The 20,046-nt window shown below is 41.7% G+C and carries 11 protein-coding genes; 8 read left to right on the top strand and 3 right to left on the bottom strand.

Annotated elements, in window-relative coordinates:
• Nucleotides 1-45: 45 nt before the first annotated feature.
• Complete coding sequence (gene purH / locus G500_RS0110480; RefSeq protein ID WP_027002522.1) at nucleotides 46-1,587, top strand: bifunctional phosphoribosylaminoimidazolecarboxamide formyltransferase/IMP cyclohydrolase; 1,542 nt, start codon at nucleotides 46-48, stop codon at nucleotides 1,585-1,587.
• A gap of 536 nt (nucleotides 1,588-2,123) precedes the next feature.
• Nucleotides 2,124-3,827 (top strand): DUF262 domain-containing protein, encoded by a 1,704-nt coding sequence (locus G500_RS0110465; RefSeq protein WP_027002520.1) that lies wholly within the window; start codon nucleotides 2,124-2,126, stop codon nucleotides 3,825-3,827.
• 36 nt (nucleotides 3,828-3,863) lie between these two features.
• Here G500_RS0110465 and G500_RS0110460 read toward each other — a convergent pair whose 3' ends face one another.
• Both G500_RS0110460 and G500_RS0110455 read right to left on the bottom strand, forming a co-directional pair.
• Nucleotides 3,864-5,126, bottom strand: a complete 1,263-nt coding sequence (locus tag G500_RS0110460) for an aspartate aminotransferase family protein (RefSeq protein WP_027002519.1) — start codon at nucleotides 5,124-5,126, stop codon at nucleotides 3,864-3,866.
• Nucleotides 5,127-5,143: 17 nt separating this feature from the next.
• Nucleotides 5,144-7,444, bottom strand: a complete 2,301-nt coding sequence (locus tag G500_RS0110455; protein WP_027002518.1) for a putative porin — start codon at nucleotides 7,442-7,444, stop codon at nucleotides 5,144-5,146.
• A gap of 930 nt (nucleotides 7,445-8,374) precedes the next feature.
• On the opposite strand from G500_RS0110455, the gene metG reads away from it, so the two are divergent.
• From metG to G500_RS0110415, 6 genes are all read left to right on the top strand, one after another.
• Nucleotides 8,375-10,471 carry a methionine--tRNA ligase gene (gene metG / locus G500_RS0110445; RefSeq protein WP_027002516.1) on the top strand — a complete coding sequence of 699 codons (2,097 nt, stop codon included), beginning with the start codon at nucleotides 8,375-8,377 and terminating at the stop codon, nucleotides 10,469-10,471.
• A gap of 239 nt (nucleotides 10,472-10,710) precedes the next feature.
• Nucleotides 10,711-11,364, top strand: coding sequence for a hypothetical protein (locus G500_RS23200; protein WP_051203453.1), 654 nt, complete (start codon nucleotides 10,711-10,713; stop codon nucleotides 11,362-11,364).
• Nucleotides 11,365-11,417: 53 nt separating this feature from the next.
• Nucleotides 11,418-11,903 carry a hypothetical protein gene (locus G500_RS0110430; protein WP_027002515.1) on the top strand — a complete coding sequence of 162 codons (486 nt, stop codon included), beginning with the start codon at nucleotides 11,418-11,420 and terminating at the stop codon, nucleotides 11,901-11,903.
• Nucleotides 11,866-12,309 (top strand): DUF6575 domain-containing protein, encoded by a 444-nt coding sequence (locus G500_RS0110425; protein WP_027002514.1) that lies wholly within the window; start codon nucleotides 11,866-11,868, stop codon nucleotides 12,307-12,309. Before G500_RS0110430 ends, G500_RS0110425 begins: the two co-directional genes overlap by 38 nt.
• Before the next feature lie 377 nt (nucleotides 12,310-12,686).
• Nucleotides 12,687-15,503, top strand: a complete 2,817-nt coding sequence (gene carB / locus G500_RS0110420; RefSeq protein ID WP_027002513.1) for a carbamoyl-phosphate synthase large subunit — start codon at nucleotides 12,687-12,689, stop codon at nucleotides 15,501-15,503.
• A 167-nt stretch (nucleotides 15,504-15,670) separates the two neighbouring features.
• Complete coding sequence (locus G500_RS0110415) at nucleotides 15,671-18,094, top strand: hypothetical protein (protein WP_211220154.1); 2,424 nt, start codon at nucleotides 15,671-15,673, stop codon at nucleotides 18,092-18,094.
• A gap of 286 nt (nucleotides 18,095-18,380) precedes the next feature.
• Here G500_RS0110415 and glmM read toward each other — a convergent pair whose 3' ends face one another.
• Complete coding sequence (glmM, locus tag G500_RS0110405; RefSeq protein ID WP_027002510.1) at nucleotides 18,381-19,793, bottom strand: phosphoglucosamine mutase; 1,413 nt, start codon at nucleotides 19,791-19,793, stop codon at nucleotides 18,381-18,383.
• Between the last annotated feature and the right edge of the window lie 253 nt (nucleotides 19,794-20,046).

The raw sequence follows: 20,046 nt of genomic DNA, 5'->3' as shown, positions 1-20,046 counted from the left end.
CTTCGGGGCGTTTTTTGTTTCATAAATTTTCATAATTTTAGACTTATGCAAAAAAAAATTAAGTCCGCCCTGATTTCGGTCTATTACAAGACAGGTTTGGATACCTTGGTGCAGACCCTACATGCACAAGGCGTAACGCTCTATTCCACAGGAGGAACGCAGCAATTTATCGAAAACTTGGGGATTCCCGTCGTGGCTGTGGAAAGCCTGACGCAATATCCGTCTATTTTTGGGGGGCGCGTCAAGACCCTGCACCCCAAAATCTTTGGCGGCATTTTGCAGCGTCGTGATAACAATTCCGACCAAGCCGAAGCCGAACAATATCAAATTCCTGCCCTCGACTTAGTTATCGTTGATTTATACCCCTTCGAAGAAACCCTTGCTTCGGGTGCAAGTCAGGCAGAAATTATCGAAAAAATAGACATCGGGGGTATTTCTCTTATTCGGGCGGCAGCCAAAAATTTTCAGGACACTGTTATCATTGCCGATAAAGAAGATTACCAATTTTTAAACCACCTTTTAGAAGAAAAACAAGGACACACCGATTTGGAAGACCGTCGCAAACTCGCTACCAAAGCCTTTCATATCAGTTCGCATTACGATACGGCTATTTTTCATTATTTTAATGAGTCAGATTCAGATACAAAAACTTATCCTTTTTTCAAAACTTCTATTTCACAGCATCAAGTGCTACGTTATGGCGAAAACCCGCACCAAAAGGGTTTCTTTTATGGCGATTTAGAAGCACTCTTTGAGAAACTCAACGGCAAAGAGCTTTCCTACAACAACTTAGTAGATATTGATGCCGCTATTTTGTTAATAGACGAATTTAAAAATGAATCAAATCCTGCCTTTGCTATCTTGAAGCACACCAACGCCTGCGGCATGGCAGAGGGCAAAAGTGTGGCAGAGGCATACCAAAAAGCCTTTGCTGCGGACACGACATCGGCTTTTGGTGGAGTCTTGGTTTCGAATGGAAGCATAGATTTGGCGGCGGCACAAGCCATGCAGGATTTATTTTTCGAGGTCTTGATTGCGCCCGATTTTGCACCCGACGCGCTTGCCCTTTTGAAGGAAAAGAAAAATAGAATTTTGCTCAAAAGAAAGCCACTTGCCTTGCCTCAAACGCAATTTAAAACCCTTTTAAACGGCGTTATTTTGCAGGATATTGATGCAAAAAGCGAAACAAAAAGCGATTTGAAAGTCGTTACTAAAAGGCAACCTACCGAAGCCGAAGTCGAAGCCTTGCTTTTTGCGAGTAAAATTGTCAAGCACACCAAATCGAATACGATTGTTTTAGCCGTAGCAGGACAGCTTTTGGCAAGCGGCGTGGGACAGACTTCGCGCGTAGATGCCTTGCGTCAGGCGATTGCGAAGGCAAAATCTTTTGGCTTCGATTTAAAAGGCGCGGTCATGGCTTCTGATGCCTTTTTCCCTTTTCCCGATTGTGTCGAAATTGCTGCCACAGAGGGCATTAGTGCCGTTATTCAGCCGGGAGGTTCTATCAAAGACCAAGATTCGATTCAGGCTTGCGACCAAAACCAGATGGCAATGGTCTTGACAGGCATTAGGCACTTCAAACATTAGTCGTGCTGCTTTTCCTGCAAAATGGGGACAAACTATTTTGTTCCTATTTTGCAGGATTTTTATCTAATTTTTTTAATGTTTTTTTTAATATATTTTTCGTCAAATATCTTTTTTTGCCCTCGTTTGCATAGGCTCAAATCGGTATTTTGCAGCGTTATTGCAACAGTCAGAAAGTCAAAAAATGAGCTTTTGTGCTTTGAGCAAACCTCCTGACCCTGCCCAATGGGGTTAATTTCTAAAAATTAGATGCAAAGGTAGGGACAAGGCACTGCCTTGTCCGCAGTGAGATTGAAATAAAAAAGGAATGAACCCCACCTTGCGCTCTCCCAAAGGGAAGGTTTCAAAACCAAATTTTATTTTGTTTTTTATTTGACAAAATAAGATTTTTATCTTTGCAACAACCTTGTAGCCTCTCAAACTCCCTTGTGCCATTGATGCCTTTTGAAAAGTTTTGCGTATTTTTGTAGGGATATGGGGTAACTTTTGAGAAATGCGAGGCAGCCCTGTTTTTATACTAAAATAATGCTAAAAATAATATGGAAAACAATTATCTTCTTTATACCAAAACCGTCGATACGAGCGAAATTTTAGGGAATGGTAAAAAATACATAGTACCGCTTTATCAGCGCGATTATGCGTGGAAAGAGGATAATTGGGAAGATTTATGGAATGATATTCTATTGGTTTTAGAAACTAATTCTGTCCATTACATGGGGGTAATTGTGTTGCAAAGTTTAGGACAAAGCCGCTATGCTATCATAGACGGACAACAAAGGCTCACAACCCTAACCCTATTCGCCTTGTCTTGTATCCAAATTTTGAAAGAATTAGCGGCGCAGGAGCTTGAAAAAGAAGCCAATGAGGAACGCATCAGAATTTTGAGTAGCAAATTTTTAGGTGAAAAAGAGGCTGCTTCCTTAACTTACACAAGCAAATTGACACTAAATAAAACTAACAATTTATTTTTTCAACTGAATTTACTTACCCTCAAACGCCCTGCGCCCAGCGTTGTGCTAAAATTAAATGATTCGGATAAGTTACTATTAAATTGTTTAGATTTTTTCTATAAAAAAATTACTCTACACTTTCAAACTAACCTATCAGGTGAGAAAATCGCTTGGCTTCTCGATGAAATAGTGGCACGTAAGGTTATTTTTACACAAATTAGTGTAGAAAATGAATTGCAAGCCTACCTTGTATTCGAAACCCTTAATTCGCGTGGCAGTGTGCTTTCGAGCGTAGATTTGCTCAAAAACTACCTTTTTTCACTTGTCCCACAGGAAGCGACGCAGCAAATTATTAGTGAAAAATGGAACTATATCGTCGATTGGGTAGGAGTGGAAAATTTCCCACTTTTTTTGCGCCGCTATTGGATTTCGAAAAACAAATTAGTGCGCCCTGAACACCTCTATAAGCATATAAAAGCCAAAATAAAGACAGTTGATAATCTTTTTGATTTATTAGAAGATTTAGAAAAAAATGCAGTTTATTATGTAGCTCTACACCAAGCGTCAGACGAACTTTGGCGGGGCAATAGGGAAATCCAAAAGCGTATCGGCGAAATAGGGCTATTTCAGGCACAGGCAGGTTTGCCACTTTTGCTCATTGCATACGAAAAAATGCTTCCTTTTTTTGATAAAATTTTAAAACTTATTACTACCATTGCCTTTCGTTATACCGTTATGGGCGGATACCCCGAAGGGCGATTAGAGGAGGTTTATCACAAGGCAGCGATTAAGGTTGCAGCAGGCGAGATTACAAATCTGATTCAGCTTGCAAAAGAAATAGAGATTTTATACATTTCAGATACCGATTTTAAAAATAGTTTTTCTGCTAAATCTTTCAACACGCGCAGGCACAAAAAACTAATTCGCTACATTTTGTTTGAATTAGAAAACAAAATAGCAAGCCAAGATTACGATTTTGAAGCACATAACGCCACCATCGAGCATATTTTACCCGAAAATCCACAAAACGATTGGGAGGCAAATTTTCCTAATCATACAAAAAATAACTATGTTTTTAGAATAGGAAATTATACGCTTTTAGAAGCAAATAAAAATAGAGAAGTTGGCAATAAAGATTATACCGAAAAACTAACAGCCTACCAAACGAGTCAATTTTTCCTAACCAAGCAAATTACTTATCCCGACTGGAATCCGCACAATTTAGAAAAAAGGCAATTAGAGTTAGCGAAAATAGCTACCACAGTTTGGCGTGTTTCCTATTACGATAAATAAAATATTGTGTTTTTTGCAGTATTTTTTGTTTTATTTTCAGATGCTTTCAGCACTCACCTCCTCTATTGCCTCCAAAATAAGTAGGCAGGCTTTGCGGATTTGCTTTTCGGTGATGATAAGTGGTGGGGCAATGCGCATGGCGTTGTCGCAATAGAGAAACCAGTCGGTTAGTACGCCTTTTTCCAAGCACCTATCGATGACTTTTTTAAGAAAGTCAAAAGATTCGAACTCTACTGCCATCATCAGTCCTCTGCCGCGAATGGCTTTAATGGCAGGGTGCTTTAAATATTGCTTAAAAAGTTCGTGCTTTTGGGGAGCAGTTTCATAGATTTTTTCGGCTTCGAGGGTGCGCAAAGTAGCCAACGAAGCCACCGCAGAAAGGGCATTTCCACCAAAAGTAGTGATATGCCCCAAGATAGGATTTTTGCTCAAAACCTGCATCTTCGAGCGGCGTGCCATAAATGCGCCGATAGGCAAGCCACCGCCCATGCCTTTGGCACAGACCAAAATATCAGGCTCGATGTCGTAGGCTTGATGCGCCCAAAAAGTGCCTGTTCTGCCAAAACCCGTTTGAATTTCATCGAGAACCAAAAGCGCACCTACTTCACTGCATTTTTTACGAAGTGCCTGAAAATAAGGAGCTTGTCCTACCCTTACGCCTGCTTCGCCTTGTATGGGTTCGATAAAAACGGCTGCCGTTTGGGTAGTAATACGCGCCAAATCGTCGGTATTCATAAAGTCGAGGTAGTCTATTTGGGGCAGCAGTGGTGCGAAATTGCGCTTAAAATCGTCCTGACTTGAAAGCGACAAAGCCCCTTGCGAGGAGCCATGATAGGCATTGCGGCAGGCTAAAATTTGCTTGCGCCCTGTGTAGCGTTTGGCAAGTTTCATTGCCCCTTCGATGGCTTCGCTGCCCGAATTGAGGAAATAGGTAGCCCAAGGGTCGGTAGGCGTATCTGATTTTTTTTCTGAACTTTTTTCTAAACTATTAGATAAATTTTTTTCTGTATGCTTTTCTAAGGTTTGGGCTAAGGCTTTTGCCAAAAAGACCTGTGGCGATTGCAGCGTTTCGCCATAGACCATGACGTGCAGATATTTGCGAAGTTGCCGCTGAATGGCACGCACGACGGCAGGGTGACGATGCCCAATATTAGACACGCCAATTCCCGAAATGAGGTCTATGTATTTTTTGCCCTTCCGCCCAAAAAGGTAAATGCCCTTTGCAGAAAGCACCTCCAACATAAGCGGAAATTCGGAGGTCTGGGCTTGGTGAGCCAAAAAGAGTTGGCGAAGGTTCATAGCAAAAGGATTCGAGTTTAGTCAAAAAAGAGCCACTGCAAGCCAAATTCGAAGGAGCGCGGTTGGGCAATGTAATAAGGCGTGGTGTAGTAGCCATTGCCTGCTACGTCTTGCAGCAAATTGACGATTTTGAAAAAGAGTAGGGCGCGTTTTACTTTGAAGTCGAAGAAGGCACTCACTAAGGGATAGTTTCCGACCAAAGCCTCGTCTTGAACGTGGAACTGCCCCGTAATGGGCATATAGGCAAAGGCACGATAGCGCGTATTGTAGTGAATATCCAAGCCAATATGGGCTTGCATGGCGTTATTGAAAAGGGAATTTTCATAGTATCCGACTACATTGGCAAAGAAAGTAGGCACGCGCCAAATGTCCTGCCCCTGCGAAGCGGCGTAAAAAAGGCTACCCTTGAAGTGAAATTTTTTCCATTGCGCCTTGAAATTTGTCCCTATCCGAAATTGTGAAACAATGCCCTGCGCTTGCTGTCTTTGCGCCACTGTGTCGTAATAAATCAGGCGATTGAGGCGCGTATATTCGGCAAAGGGTTCGAGGCGAAGGTAAAAAGCCGAAGCCATTTGGTTGTTTTGCAGCAGGCTGTCGAAAGTCTGGACTTGGGTAGAATCGTAATTTTGAAGCAAGCCTAAATCTATATCGGCGGCGTTTCGTTTTTTATTTTTGGTAGGAAATAGCCCCTTTTTAAAAGGTTCGAAGGCATAGCTAAGTGCAAATCTATCGGCAATGGTATTGCGCAAACTGTCGTCATTCCACTTAAAATGATTGCCAAAATAAGCGCGTTGGATTACATCTGGGCGATAATTTTGTCTTTCTGCCTGCAAACTAATATTTTTATGATTAAAAAAAAGCTGCATTTTATAGGCATCTACCAATAAATATTCCGCTTGGGCATCTACCCAACTGGTATTAGTCGTATCCAAAAAATAGCGCATGCCGCCACCTACAAACCATTCCGCAGGCAGTTCCAAACGGGCAGAATCGGTCAGAATATCTGTACTATCTTTCAAAAAGGTAGCCCGCTGCTGGTAGGTTCTTTGTCTTAAATAGGCGCGATACTGAAAATCTTTTGCCCTACCTTTGATACCTACCCTATTATCGAGGTGCTGATAATCATTCCTATAAAAAGAGCGCGTTACTTTGGCAGCATCAAAAAAGGTTTGGCGATAACTGTTTCTATTTTGGTTGAAATTGGCATCTTGCCAAATATTAAAATCCTGACGAAATTCCGCGCGGTGGAAAAGTTCTAATTCGCCTTTTTTGGTTAGGCTATATTGGTGATAAAGGCGAAAATTGCGCCCAAAGGCATTGACCGAAACGGGCTGCAAAAAGCGATAGCGCAGTTCGGAACTTTCCAATTCGAGCAAACTATCGATGTAGTTTCCCCCTTCGCCTACTTCTAAGGGTTGTGTGGCTTCTAAGCCGCCAGTTTCCAAGATGTTTTGATTGTAGAAGATAAAATGCGCCAAAAGTTTGTAGCGGCGACCTTGAAAGGCGGTATTAAAGCCCAAGGATTGATTGACGTTGAGGTCGTCGTTGCGGCGAAAGGTCTTGAAAACTACCTTATTCGAACTCATGCGATTGTAAAAAAGTGTTACGTTCCAATCGGGTGTGATATTTCTGCTAAAAGCGACATCGAGATTTGAGCGTCGCTGTCCGCCCTGAATGAGGTAGAGGCGCGTATAAGGCGACATGGTATTGAAATACTGCATCTCTTCGGGACGCTTGATAAAGGCTTGATAGGCGTTCATGCCCCAGCGCGTGCCTATTTCTTCGGGCATTTGATAGAAAATAGAAGTCGCTGCCGTTGCCCAATTTCCCAAATCTTGATAGAGATAATCATTGATTTCCACTACATTGTAGCGGTGAAAATCATGGACGAGCGTATCGGGATTGCGCTTGATTTGGGTATTGTAGTAGAGGTCGTCTTCGTAAAAAAAATGGGTAGTAGAAGCGTCATAAGGGATACTGTCTTTTTTGGCGGGCGCGTCTTCTTGGGTGGTAAAAGTAGCCGTACTATCGCCTAAGGCACTGTTTTGCCCCTCCTGCCCCTCTTTTTGGGTCAGTGGTTTTTCCGAAGGCTTTAAAATAAGAGGCTTATTGCCGATACTAAGGGTATCTTGGGCTTGGGCAATAGGTGAGAAGAAAGCCCCTACGACTATCAGACCTATGCCTATCAAAAAAGAAAAGAAAGAAGGGACAAAAAAAGGCGAATTTTCAAAACGTAGCGGGCGTGTCATGAGCAAAGGTGAATACGACATAAAGAAGTAGCCTGCAAAATTAGGAAAACTATTGGTATTGCGCCTCATTTATCTTCTCTTTCCCTTACTTTTATCGTCGGTAGGCTCTAAAATGCGTGTTAAAGTTTGTGAAAGCATAAGATAAGGCTTTTTTTCTGACCACTCACAGGGTCTTTTGAACCAAAATAGGCAGTAATGTTAAGTTCTGTAAAAAGCCTTATTTTGTCAAAGTTTTGTCAAATTAGAAACGAAATAAAATTTGGACTTAAACCCTAAGGGTCTTCAAGACCCTTAGGGTTTGGGGCATAGGACAAGGCAATGCCTTGTCCCTACATTTGCACCTAATTTTTAGAATTTGGCATTACTGGGTTTGGGGTGGGGAGCATTTAAGGCTTTTATCGTTGTAACAACGCAAAAAACGTACAAATTTTTTAGAGCCAGCGGATTTTTCTTTTATCTTTTAGTTTTAAAAAATAAAAGAATAGTTAAAATTGACATAAATTTAAAAGCATACCAAAAAAATATAATTTGATACGAAAACACAAAATAGGTGTCGTGGAGTTGTATGTCCAGCGTGTATTGTTCTAATGCTATTCCACAAATTAGCAATAAAACAATAATAAACGCTACAAACGCAGTTAAGATGTTTTTTTTCACGTCATTTATTTTAAAAACAAATTTGTAAAGCTATAAAAATGGTAAATTTTTTTTGACCTAAAATTCATGCCAGACTTAGAAAGTTTCAGGTTCAAAGATAATAAAAAAAAGCGTAATAACGGCAGCACCAACAAAAAATAAGACCGCCTATCTTTGGAAAGCGTGAAAAAATTGCTACCTTTGTCGCCTAATTTTGACCTCTGATTTTGGCGGCACAAAGATACGGTTTTGAGCAACAAGACCGCGCTTGCTGGTTGCGCTTGCGCTCTGCTGCTTATTCTTCGCTGTTTATTCCTCATTGTTTATTCCCTGCCCCTTATTTCTTGTTCTTTCAATCCGAATATGAATCACGACGCTACCCCTCAAAATACTACCCTACCTTCTGAAAAGTACAAACGCACCACCGTTACGGCGGCTCTGCCCTATGCCAATGGTCCGCTGCATATCGGGCATTTGGCGGGTGCTTACCTGCCTGCGGATATTTATGTGCGCTATCTGCGCCTGAAAAAACATCAGGTAGCCTTTATTTGTGGTAGCGACGAACATGGGGCAGCCATTACGCTACGTGCCAAAAAAGAGGGCATCAGTCCACAGGCGATTGTGGATAAATACCACCCCATTCTGAAAAAGTCGTTTGAAGATTTCGGAATTTCTTTTGACTATTACCACCGCACTTCCGAGCCTTTGCACCACCAAACGGCACAAGAATTTTTTAAGACCATAGAAAAAAAGCAGGGCTTTGTAGTGCGCCAAAGTGAGCAATTTTTTGATGAAGCCTATCAGCAGTTTTTAGCCGATAGGTACATCATTGGCACTTGCCCCAAATGTGGGCATGAGGCTGCCTATGGCGACCAATGCGAAAAATGTGGCACTGCCCTAAGTCCTACCGAACTTATCAATCCGAAGTCGGTTTTGAGTGGCAAAACGCCCATTTTGAAGCAGACCAAACATTGGTATCTGCCTATGCAGGATTATGAAAATTGGCTCAAAGAATGGATTTTAAACCAAAAAAAGGACACTTGGAAAACCAACGTCTATGGGCAGTGTAAATCTTGGCTCGAACAAGGGCTGCAAGAGCGTGCCATGACGCGCGACCTCGACTGGGGCGTGCCTGTGCCGCTGCCCGATACCGAAGGCAAGGTACTCTACGTATGGTTAGATGCCCCTATCGGCTATGTAAGTGCAACAAAGGCGTGGGCTGCCGAAAAAGGGCAAAAGTGGGAAGACTTTTGGAAAAAGGACGATACGCGTCTTTTGCATTTTATCGGGAAAGATAACATTGTTTTTCATTGTATCATTTTCCCAATTATTTTGAAGGCACAAGGCGAATTTATTTTGCCCGAAAACGTGCCTGCCAATGAATTTCTAAACTTAGAAGGCAATAAAATCTCTACTTCGCGCGAATGGGCGGTTTGGCTGCACGAATATTTGCAAGATTTTGCAGGAAAAGAAGACGTTTTGCGCTATGTCCTGACCTCTATTGCACCCGAAACAAAGGACAGCGAATTTACGTGGAAAGATTTTCAGACGCGCAACAACAACGAATTAGTAGCCACGTTGGGTAATTTTGTAAATCGTACAGTTGTTTTAGTAGATAAGTATTTTGATAAAGTTACGCCCGAAAGAAACGGACTCACGCAGTACGACGAGCAGGTTTTGGCGCAAATTGGCGTACAAAAGCAGAAGATAGAGCAGGCAATCGAGCATTTCAAATTTAGAGAAGCCCTGCATGAAGGCATGGAATTGGCGCGTATCGGCAATAAGTACCTTGCTGATACTGAACCTTGGAAACTTATCAAGACCGACCCCGAATTGGTAGGCACAATCTTGAATATTGCCCTGCAAATTACGGCAAATTTAGCCCTCCTATTGCGCCCTTTCCTGCCCAAAACCAGCGACCATATCGGCTCTATGTTGGGTTTTGATACGGTAGAAAAAAAGCTATCGTTTTTCGATTGGGAAAATGCAGGAAAAGACGATTTACTTTCTTATCCTATGAATTTGGGCGTGCCAAGTTTGCTTTTTGAAAAGATTGAAGATGCCGCAATCGAGGCGCAAATTGAAAAATTAGAAGCTACCAAAATCAAAACCCCTACCCTTGTGCCACAGAAAACAGAAACTACCTTCGAGGATTTTTCTAAGATGGACATCAGAATTGCGACCATTAAAGCCGCCGAAAAAGTAGCCAAAGCCGATAAACTCCTTAAACTCACCCTCGAAACGGGCTTAGATGAGCGCACCGTCGTTAGTGGCATTGCCCAATACTACAAGCCCGAAGAAATTATCGGCAAGCGGGTCTGCCTTTTGGCAAATCTTGCGCCACGCAAAATTAAGGGCATAGAATCGAAGGGAATGGTCTTGTTGGCAGAAGATAGCGAAGGCAAATTAGTTTTTGTTTCGCCCGAAATCTTTATCCAAGATGGGTCAGTGGTGAGATAACAGTCCCTTGCCCTTCTGGTGCTAATTTCTAAAAATTGCCTTGTTTTCGAATTGAGAACAGAATAGAATTTGGTTTTTCCTGTTTTGGGTCTGCAAATCCTCTCTTTTCAATCAAAATTTAGACAAGGCAATGCCTTTTTTTCTACCCTGAAAAACGGTTTCTAAAACTCAACCTTGCTTAGGTTTGGGGTGCAATTAAACACAGTCGACGGTTATATCTATAAACTACTATTTAAAAAATGGTGCAAGAGTCTTCCGCCAAGTTCCTACCCAAACTTTTGCTTCGTAGTCTGGCGCAGTCTGCTTCTATCTGTTTGCACCCTGCTCTGATGCCTACGTTGGCGTATTTTATCACTTATTTTTTTATCTATCAAGCCTCTTTTTTTCAGGTAGAATATTGGCAGCGACTGGGTATGATTTTTTTGGGTACTTTCCTAATGCCCGCCCTTTCGATTCTAAGCCTTTGGCGCGGTGGCTTCATCAGCACTTTGGATATGCGCAAGCGTCAGGAAAGGCATTTGCCTTTTGTGCTAAGTTGTATTTTTTATAGCCTTACTGCCTATTTTCTGCTTCGTATAGAAATGGATTTGCGTTTGGTTGCGATTATGTTCGGCATCACTTTTTCAGTAATTGCCCTAACGCTTATTACCTTGTGTTTCAAAATAAGTGCGCATGCCATCGGACTTTCAGGCGTTTTGGGTGTTGTGATGGCATTTCAAATACAATTTCCCCTCTTAAATTTAATATACTGGATAAGTTTCCTACTTTTTTTATTGGGCTTGCTCATGACGGCTCGCCTTTATTTGCAGGCGCATCGCCCCGTAGAAGTCTGGTTGGGTGCGCTTTTGGGTTTTAGCCTCTGTTTTGGAAGTGTGTATTGGGCGGCTTTTTAGAGAATGTTTGGTCAGAAAAGTTGTTTTATCATACCATAAATTCATTAAAATAAATGAAAGATAAAAAACTCAAATATGCACAATATCTACAAAAGTGGCAAGATTGTCCTGCTGCTAATTTTGCAGAAACGGACAAAATCGCATACCGCTGGGTGAAGATACCCATAACTTTGAATGATTTTCTGCCCATTCATGTTATTTCAGAGCCGCCACCTCGCATTTTAGATGATTCCGATAAAATGTGTTCGGGTTACGGACTTTCGCTATTCGATACTTTGTCAAATGCTGCTTCGAGGTATCAAAAAATCTATCACAAACTTAGACCCCATCAAAGGGAACAATTCAAAATTGATAAAGGGACAAGTATTGCCTTTCTAAGGTTGGAAAAAGAAGATGGGCTGTCAGATACTGCCAACGATTACGGACATTTTACGTTTCATGAGTATGAAAATGCGGAATTAGAAAAAAAAGTTTTAGAAACCTACACTATTTTTAAACAAGATGGAACATTTGAGAATTATCCCCCACAGTATTTATGAACTTTTTCATTTGAGAAGAGTTGGCAATCTTTTGTATTTTGAAGGACCGTTGCTAAGTTTGTTCAAAGAAAAAGGCGGCGTACATTTTTATCTCTTCGATTGGGTAGATAGTAGTCAAGATGCCAATAGATGGCTTATTTATCGCGTTTCTATTCAGTCTATTTCTGATTTTTTAGACAAAAAAATATCACACTTAGAGCTTTTTAAAAATCGAAACCTTGATAAAATTTATGTTGTAGATATTAGCAGAGGAAACGAATCTTTCTATGACTACCAAGCCTATGAACTACAACAACTACCCGCAAACTACCTACCTAATGCGGACAACTTTTTCGAGCCTTCGGATAGCCCCGACCTCGAAGCCATTAAAGTTGCTATTGCTTTGTCTAAACAAAAGGCAGTCTGACGCAAGTTTTTAATAAGTATAATAAAATAAACTAATTTTTTATAGGAGCTGGTACTGCTGTTAGGTTCTCAAAATCAGGCACAAATGTAGGGACAAGGCACTGCCTTGTCCGAAGTGAGATTGAAATAGAAAAGGGGGCAGACCTAAAAATAGGATTCAATCCAAATTTTATTTTGTTTTCAATGTGAGAAGACAAGGCTTTTTGCACCACTTAATAGCATTGTTTTTTTGGGGGCAATTTCTGAATTTGAGAAAAAATAAGTCGCAAGCAGTTCCTACCCAACAAAAGGGATTAAGTAGGGCAAGTAGGCACTTTGGCAGTTCGAGAATACACGTTTTTTCCTACCTTTGTACCTCGAACAAGAAACTCAACTCCCATGCCCAAAAATAACGACATCAAGCATATTCTTATCATTGGCAGCGGTCCCATCATTATCGGACAGGCTTGCGAATTTGACTATTCTGGCTCACAGGCAGCGCGTTCGCTGCGTGAAGAAGGCATACAGGTTTCGCTCATCAATTCGAACCCCGCCACCATCATGACCGACCCCCTCAATGCCGACCACGTCTATTTGCAACCGCTCACGCCCGAATCGATAGAAAAAATCTTACAGGAACAGGACATTGATGCCGTCTTGCCGACTATGGGCGGTCAGACGGCATTAAATTTAGCTATCGCCTGCCATGAGCGAGGGCTGTGGGAAAAGTACAACGTGCGCATCATTGGGGTAGATTTGCACGCCATCGAAACGACGGAAGACCGCGACAAGTTTAAGCAGTGCATGGAACGTATCGGCGTGCAGGTAGCCAAAGGGCAGGTAGCACGCTCATTTTTAGAAGGCAAAAAGATAGCCCAAGAAATAGGCTTTCCGCTGGTCATTCGCCCCTCTTTTACCTTAGGCGGCACAGGCGGCAGTGTGGTACAAGACCCCGAAGAATTTGATGAAGCCCTTTCGCGCGGTCTGCACCTTTCGCCCATACACGAAGTTTTGGTAGAGCAGTCTGTTTTGGGTTGGAAAGAGTACGAATTAGAACTTCTGCGCGACAATGCAGGCAACGTCATTATCATTTGTTCGATAGAGAATTTTGACCCCATGGGGGTGCATACAGGCGATTCTATCACCGTCGCACCTGCCATGACCCTTGCCGATACGACTTATCAAAAGATGCGCGACCTTGCCATTTTGATGATGAATAGTATTGGCTCTTTTGCAGGGGGCTGTAATGTGCAGTTTTCCGTCAATCCTGCCAATGATGACGAAATTATAGGCATAGAAATCAACCCTCGTGTGTCGCGCTCTTCGGCGTTGGCTTCGAAAGCAACGGGCTACCCTATCGCTAAAATCGCCGCTAAATTAGCCATAGGCTACAATTTAGATGAGCTACCCAACGCCATTACAGGCACAACCTCTGCCTTTTTCGAGCCTTCGCTGGATTATGTCATTGTCAAAATTCCGCGCTGGAACTTTGATAAATTCAAAGGCGCAGATACGCGCTTGGGTTTTCAGATGAAATCGGTAGGTGAGGCAATGGGTATTGGTAGAAATTTTCAGGAAGCCCTGCAAAAAGCCTGTCAGTCCTTAGAAATTCGCCGCAACGGTCTGGGTGCAGATGGCAAAGAATTGCGCGACCAAGAGCAAATCCACCAAAAACTCAAAGTTCCTTCATGGGATAGGCTCTTTCGTATCTATGATGCCATGAAGTTGGGGATTCCTTTTAAAAGGATTCAAGATTTGACCAAAATAGACCCTTGGTTTTTGCATCAAATTGAAGAAATGGTATTTTTAGAAAATGAAATAGAAAAACATACCATTCACAATATCACAAACGAATTGCTTTTAGCCGCCAAAAAGCGCGGCTATGCCGATAGACAATTAGCCCACCTTCTGCGCTGCCTTGAAAGCGAGGTCTATAAAAAGCGCGAAGAAATGGGCATTAAGCGCGTCTGGAAGGTAGTGGATACCTGTGCTGCCGAATTTGAAGCCAAAACGCCTTACTATTATTCTACCTTCGAACAAGAAAATGAATCGACTTGTAGCGATAAAAAGAAAATCATTGTCTTGGGTTCGGGTCCTAATCGTATCGGACAAGGGATAGAGTTTGATTATAGTTGTGTGCATGGCATTTTGGCGGCAAAAGAAGCAGGTTATGAAACCATCATGATAAATTGCAATCCCGAAACGGTTTCTACTGATTTTGATATTGCAGATAAACTATATTTTGAGCCTATCTTTTGGGAACATCTCTACGATATTATCCAACACGAAAAACCCGAAGGTGTTATCGTGCAGTTGGGCGGACAGACGGCGTTGAAGTTAGCCGAAAAGCTCAATCGCTACAACATTCCCATCATTGGCACAAGCTACGAAGCCTTAGACCTTGCCGAAGATAGAGGGCGTTTTTCAGATTTGCTCAAAGAAAACGACATTCCCTATCCGCGCTATTTTGCGATAAAGAACGCCGAAGAAGCCTTAGATTTGGCAAAGGACTTGAATTTTCCGCTCTTGGTGCGTCCTTCTTATGTTTTGGGCGGACAGAATATGAAAATTGTCATCAATGAGCAGGAATTGGAGCAGCATGTCGTTAATATCTTCAAAGAGATGGGCGAGGGTTCGGTCTTGATAGATGAGTTTCTTTCGGGTGCGATAGAGGCAGAGGCAGATGCTATTTGTGATGGCGAAATGGTAAAAATCATAGGCATCATGGAACACATCGAGCCTGCGGGTATTCATTCGGGCGATTCTTACGCCGTTTTGCCTACCTTCGACCTGCCCCAAGAAATTATCCAGACCATAGAAGAATACACCAAAAAAATTGCCCTTGCCTTGCATACAAGAGGTTTGCTCAACGTGCAATATGCCATCAAAGATGGAAAAGTCTATGTCATTGAGGCAAATCCTCGCGCTTCGCGTACCGTACCTTTTATTTGCAAAGCCTACCAAGAGCCGTATGTCAAATGGGCTACGTGGGTCATGCTTGGCTATAAAAAATTAGCAGCGTTACCCTTTAATCCTACCAAAGAGGGCTATGCTATCAAAATCCCTGTTTTCTCTTTTGATAAGTTCCCCAACGTCAATAAGGAATTAGGTCCCGAAATGAAATCTACGGGCGAGGCGATACAATTTATCAAAGACCTCAAAGACCCATTTTTTAGGGACATCTACAAACAAAGAAACTTGTATTTGAGCCGATAATATAGAAGCCGCCGCCACCAAAATCTACTCAATTCGGTGGCGGTTTTTTGTGATTTAGGCACAAACCCCTCATAGCTTTTTGTTTCTAAGATGTTTTTTCTTTTGACTGATTTTTAGTAAATTTGCACAGCAACAAGGCTATTTCTACCCAAAGACGCATATCAAAAATGATGAAATATCAGAACATCAGAGAAGAAGAACTCAAAAATAAAGTAGCCCAAGACTATTTTTGGCTCTACGATTGCACCAAAATTATCGGCAACGTCGATTTTTGTGTCGCAAAGCATCAAAGCCAATTGGAAATGTATGAGCAGGAGTCTTTACTTTGGGCAGAAGCCAAGAAGGGCGCGTCGGATATTTACAAATCTATCGTGCAGCTTGTCCTTACGATTGGAAAGGCGCGGACTTTCGACAAATTCCTACCGCCTTCTTTTTTGGGTGCTTTTGATGGTGAAAAAATCGCATTTTTACCCTATAATGACATTCAAGAGTTTTTCTACATCAATGATTTTAATTGGAATGTAACGCCTTCAAACTACGAAACCAAAGAGTTTAAACGCCTTTTAGAAAAAGTAAAGACGACGATTGACCAAAAAGCCTTGCTCTTTTTTTATGAAGAAGACAACAAAGAACTGCAAATATTTATCAAAGAAAATTTTGTAGTAGGCAAGTTTGGTCTGACAAAAACGCGCATTGATAAAAATAATTTCTTGGTTATTTACAATAAATGGTTGGAAAGTGTAAAGCCTACGATTGCGGCAAATTGGGAAGTTGCCAAAAAACATGGCATCATCGACGGCGATTTTTACTTAGCCGACTTGCTTTCAGCCGAAAATGAGACCCTAAAAGATAAACTGTATGTTTTGCTCAAAAAAGAATACTATGAATTTGACCGAAAGATAAATGAAATGGGATTTTTCAATTCCAACAAGACGGGTTTTAATGACAAACAAGTGGCGCACACACAATTTTGGAATAAATATGAGCGTCCGCCCAAAGAGGAATATTGGGATTACATTGTGGAGCGAAGAGATTTGCTTGTGCCGCAGGACGTTAGGGAGCGAAAGGGCAGTTTTTTCACCCCTCAAATCTGGGTCGAGCTTTCACAAAAGTACCTCACCGAAGTTTTAGGTCAGGATTGGCAAGATGAGTATTATGTGTGGGATTGTGCCGCAGGTACAGGAAATTTATTAAATGGTTTGACTAATAAATACCACATCTTTGCTTCTACCTTAGATAGGCAGGACGTAGATGTTATGCACGACCGCATCAAAAACGGCGCGAACTTATTAGAAGACCATGTTTTTCAATTTGATTTTTTAAATGATGATTTTTCAAAATTACCAAAGCCACTACAAAATATCATCAACGACCCCGAAAAAAGAAAAAAGTTGGTAATTTATATCAATCCGCCGTATGTAGAGGCTGGCTCTCATAAAACTGCTAAAAAAACAGGAAGCCCGAAAGCAGGAGTAGCCAAAGACAATAAAACAAGAGAACTATATCGTGAAAAAATCAATGGCGGGTCGAATGAAATTTTTGCCCTTTTTATGGCGCGAATTTACGATAAGATAAGTGGCGCAAAATTAGCTCAATTTTCAAAACTCAAATTTATACAGGGTACAAATTTCACTAAGTTTAGAACCTTCTTTTTAGCAAAATTTTTAAAAGGCTTTATTGTTAGAGCCAATACCTTTGATAATGTCGTGGGTCATTTCCCTATTGGTTTTACCATTTGGGACACAGCAGAAAGAGAAAAAATTGATAAAATAGTTTGTGATATTATAGAAAATGAAGGTGTAAAAAGTGGTGAAAAATCTTTTTACGGTAATTTACCACAAAACATCAATAGATGGATAAAAGACTTTGACGATAAGACGAAAACAGGAATAGGATACATGGGGAATCCATCGCCTGACTTTCAGCAAAATAACCAGTTGTTTCTTTCCATAGAAAAAGGCGTATGGCATATTAATTTTTGGAATTTTACCCAAGAGAATATCTTTCAAGGCTGCGTCTATTTTGCCGTTCGCCATTGTATGGCTGCCACTTGGCTCAACGACCGAGACCAATTTTTGTATCCAAATGAAGGTTGGGAAAAGGATACGGAATTTCAAAATAATTGCCTTGCTTTTATGCTTTTTCATGGGCAAAACAGAATTTCCTCTGAAAAAGGTACAAATCATTGGATACCTTTTACCGAACAAGAGGTGAATGCTCGCACCAAGTTTGAAAGCAATTTTATGACGCAATTTATCAAAGGCAAACTGAAACCAAACGGAAACGGTAGTTTATTAAATCCCGAAAAAATAAGGGCTGCTCCCCTAATTTTTTCCCCCGAAGCGCAAGCCGTCTTTGAGGCAGGGCGCGAACTTTGGAAATATTATCATGCACAACCCAACTGCAATGTCAATGCTTCGCTTTACGACATCAGGGAGCATTTTCAGGGCAGAAATGCAAAGGGCAAGATGAATAATAAGAGTGAAGATGAAATTTATAGCAATCTTATTAGCAAATTGCGTGAAAGTCTAAAAATTTTAGCAAGCAGTATCGAGCCAAAAATTTATAAATATGGTTTTTTGAGAAAGTAATTTTCTCAAAATAAAAAACAAACCCTCTCCTTATTTCAAAGAGAGGGGCTGTATCATAACGTTAGGTTCTAAAAGATGCTTCTAAATGTAGCGACAGGGCATTGCCTTATCCGAAGTGAGATTGAAATAAAAAAGGACTTTCAAATCCAACATACACTTCAATCCGAATTTTATTTTAACGAAAACATAAAATTTTGTAAAAAACTTAATATTATTAGATGCGTTTTAGAATTTTGCTCGCTTGCAAAGAAAGTCTTTTTCGCTACAAAAAGCGAAGTTTTTGGCACTAAAAGGCAATAATTTCTTTGATGTCTATCATGATTTTTCGCGCCAAATGCTCGGCAGTAGATTCACTGCTCGATTCGGCATAGATGCGAATGATAGGTTCGGTATTGGAAGGGCGCAGATGTACCCATTCGCCACTCTCAAAAATAATCTTGACCCCATCGAGGGTAATGAGTTGCTGTTGCTTGTATTTTTCAGCAATTTTTTCCAAGATTTCAGCAACATTCATCGCCTCATCTAATTCTATCTTGTTTTTAGAGATATGGTAGTCGGGATAACGCGCTTTGAGCATATTGGCAGAGCCTTTAAAATGTGCTAAGTGCGAAAGAAAAAGTGCAATTCCAACTAAGGCATCTCTGCCGTAATGCAATTCGGGATAAATCACGCCGCCATTGCCTTCGCCACCGATAAGTGCCTGATTTGCTTTCATACTTGCCACTACATTGACCTCGCCCACTGCTGAGGCGAAATAAGTCCCGCCTGCTTTTTCAGTAACCTCTGCCAAAGCTCGCGTAGAGGAAAGATTTGAAACCGTATTGCCACTTTTTTTCTGCAAAAGATAATCGGCAACGGCTACTAAGGTATATTCTTCGCCAAAGGGCGTACCATCTTCGCAGACCAAACAAAGCCTATCTACATCAGGGTCTACAACGATACCTAAATGAAAGTTGCCACTTCTGATGCGCGAACAAATATAGGTGATGTTTTCGGGCAAGGGTTCGGGATTGCGCTCGAAAACCCCCGTAGGCTCACAAAAAACACGCTCTATCGTTTCTACCCCCAAACGCTCCAAAAGATAAGGCACAGCAAAACCGCCCACAGAATTACAACCATCGACTACAATGCGAAACTGTTTGGCAGCAATCGCCTCCCTATCTATGGCAGGTAGGGCTAAAATCGCTTCTACATGCCTTTCGAGGGCTTTTTCATCTTCTTGATAGCCACCAAAGGCAGTTACTTTGGCATATTGTATCTGATTTTGGTCTGCAATTTCTAAAACGGCAGCCCCTTCGTCGGCGGAAATAAATTCCCCCTCCTGATTCAATAATTTAAGGGCGTTCCAATTCGAGGGATTGTGGCTTGCCGTTAGGATAATGCCGCCTATCGCCTGATGGTAAGGCACTGCCATTTCCACTGTCGGCGTAGTTGCCAAGCCCAAATCTATCACCTCGATTCCCAAACTGCGTAGCGTAACGGCTACCAGTTGGCTATACATTTCTCCTGAAAGGCGGGCATCTCTGCCTATTACCATTCGAGGGGGTGCAGCGGGCGAACCCTCCTGCATATTGGCTCTTAGTTTTGCCCAAGTTCCAAAGGCGGCACTAAACTTTACTACGTCTTCGGGCGAGAGGGTTTCCCCTGCTTTTCCACCAATCGTACCGCGTATGCCAGAGATAGATTTAATTAGCGTCAAGGTTGAAAGAAATTGTTTGAAGCACAAAGATAAGTCTTTTTAGCGAATCCACCAGCGAGTTTTGATAGGAAAGACACAAAAAAATGCAAGACGGCTTTCGTTTCAGACTGCGGCTTTTGCCCTACCTACTTTTTTATTTTCACAACAAATTTCCTACCTTTGCGTTTGTATCGGAAACAGACCTTTCAAAGTTGCCGCTGCAAAATCGGCAACACGCACCCGACTTCTTAAACAAAAAACGTCCATGTCGCGC

This window comes from Hugenholtzia roseola DSM 9546, assembly GCF_000422585.1.
GTDB lineage: Bacteria > Bacteroidota > Bacteroidia > Cytophagales > Bernardetiaceae > Hugenholtzia > Hugenholtzia roseola.
The sequence above is the reverse complement of the archived record's forward strand: the minus strand, read 5'-3'. Positions and strand labels throughout refer to the sequence as shown.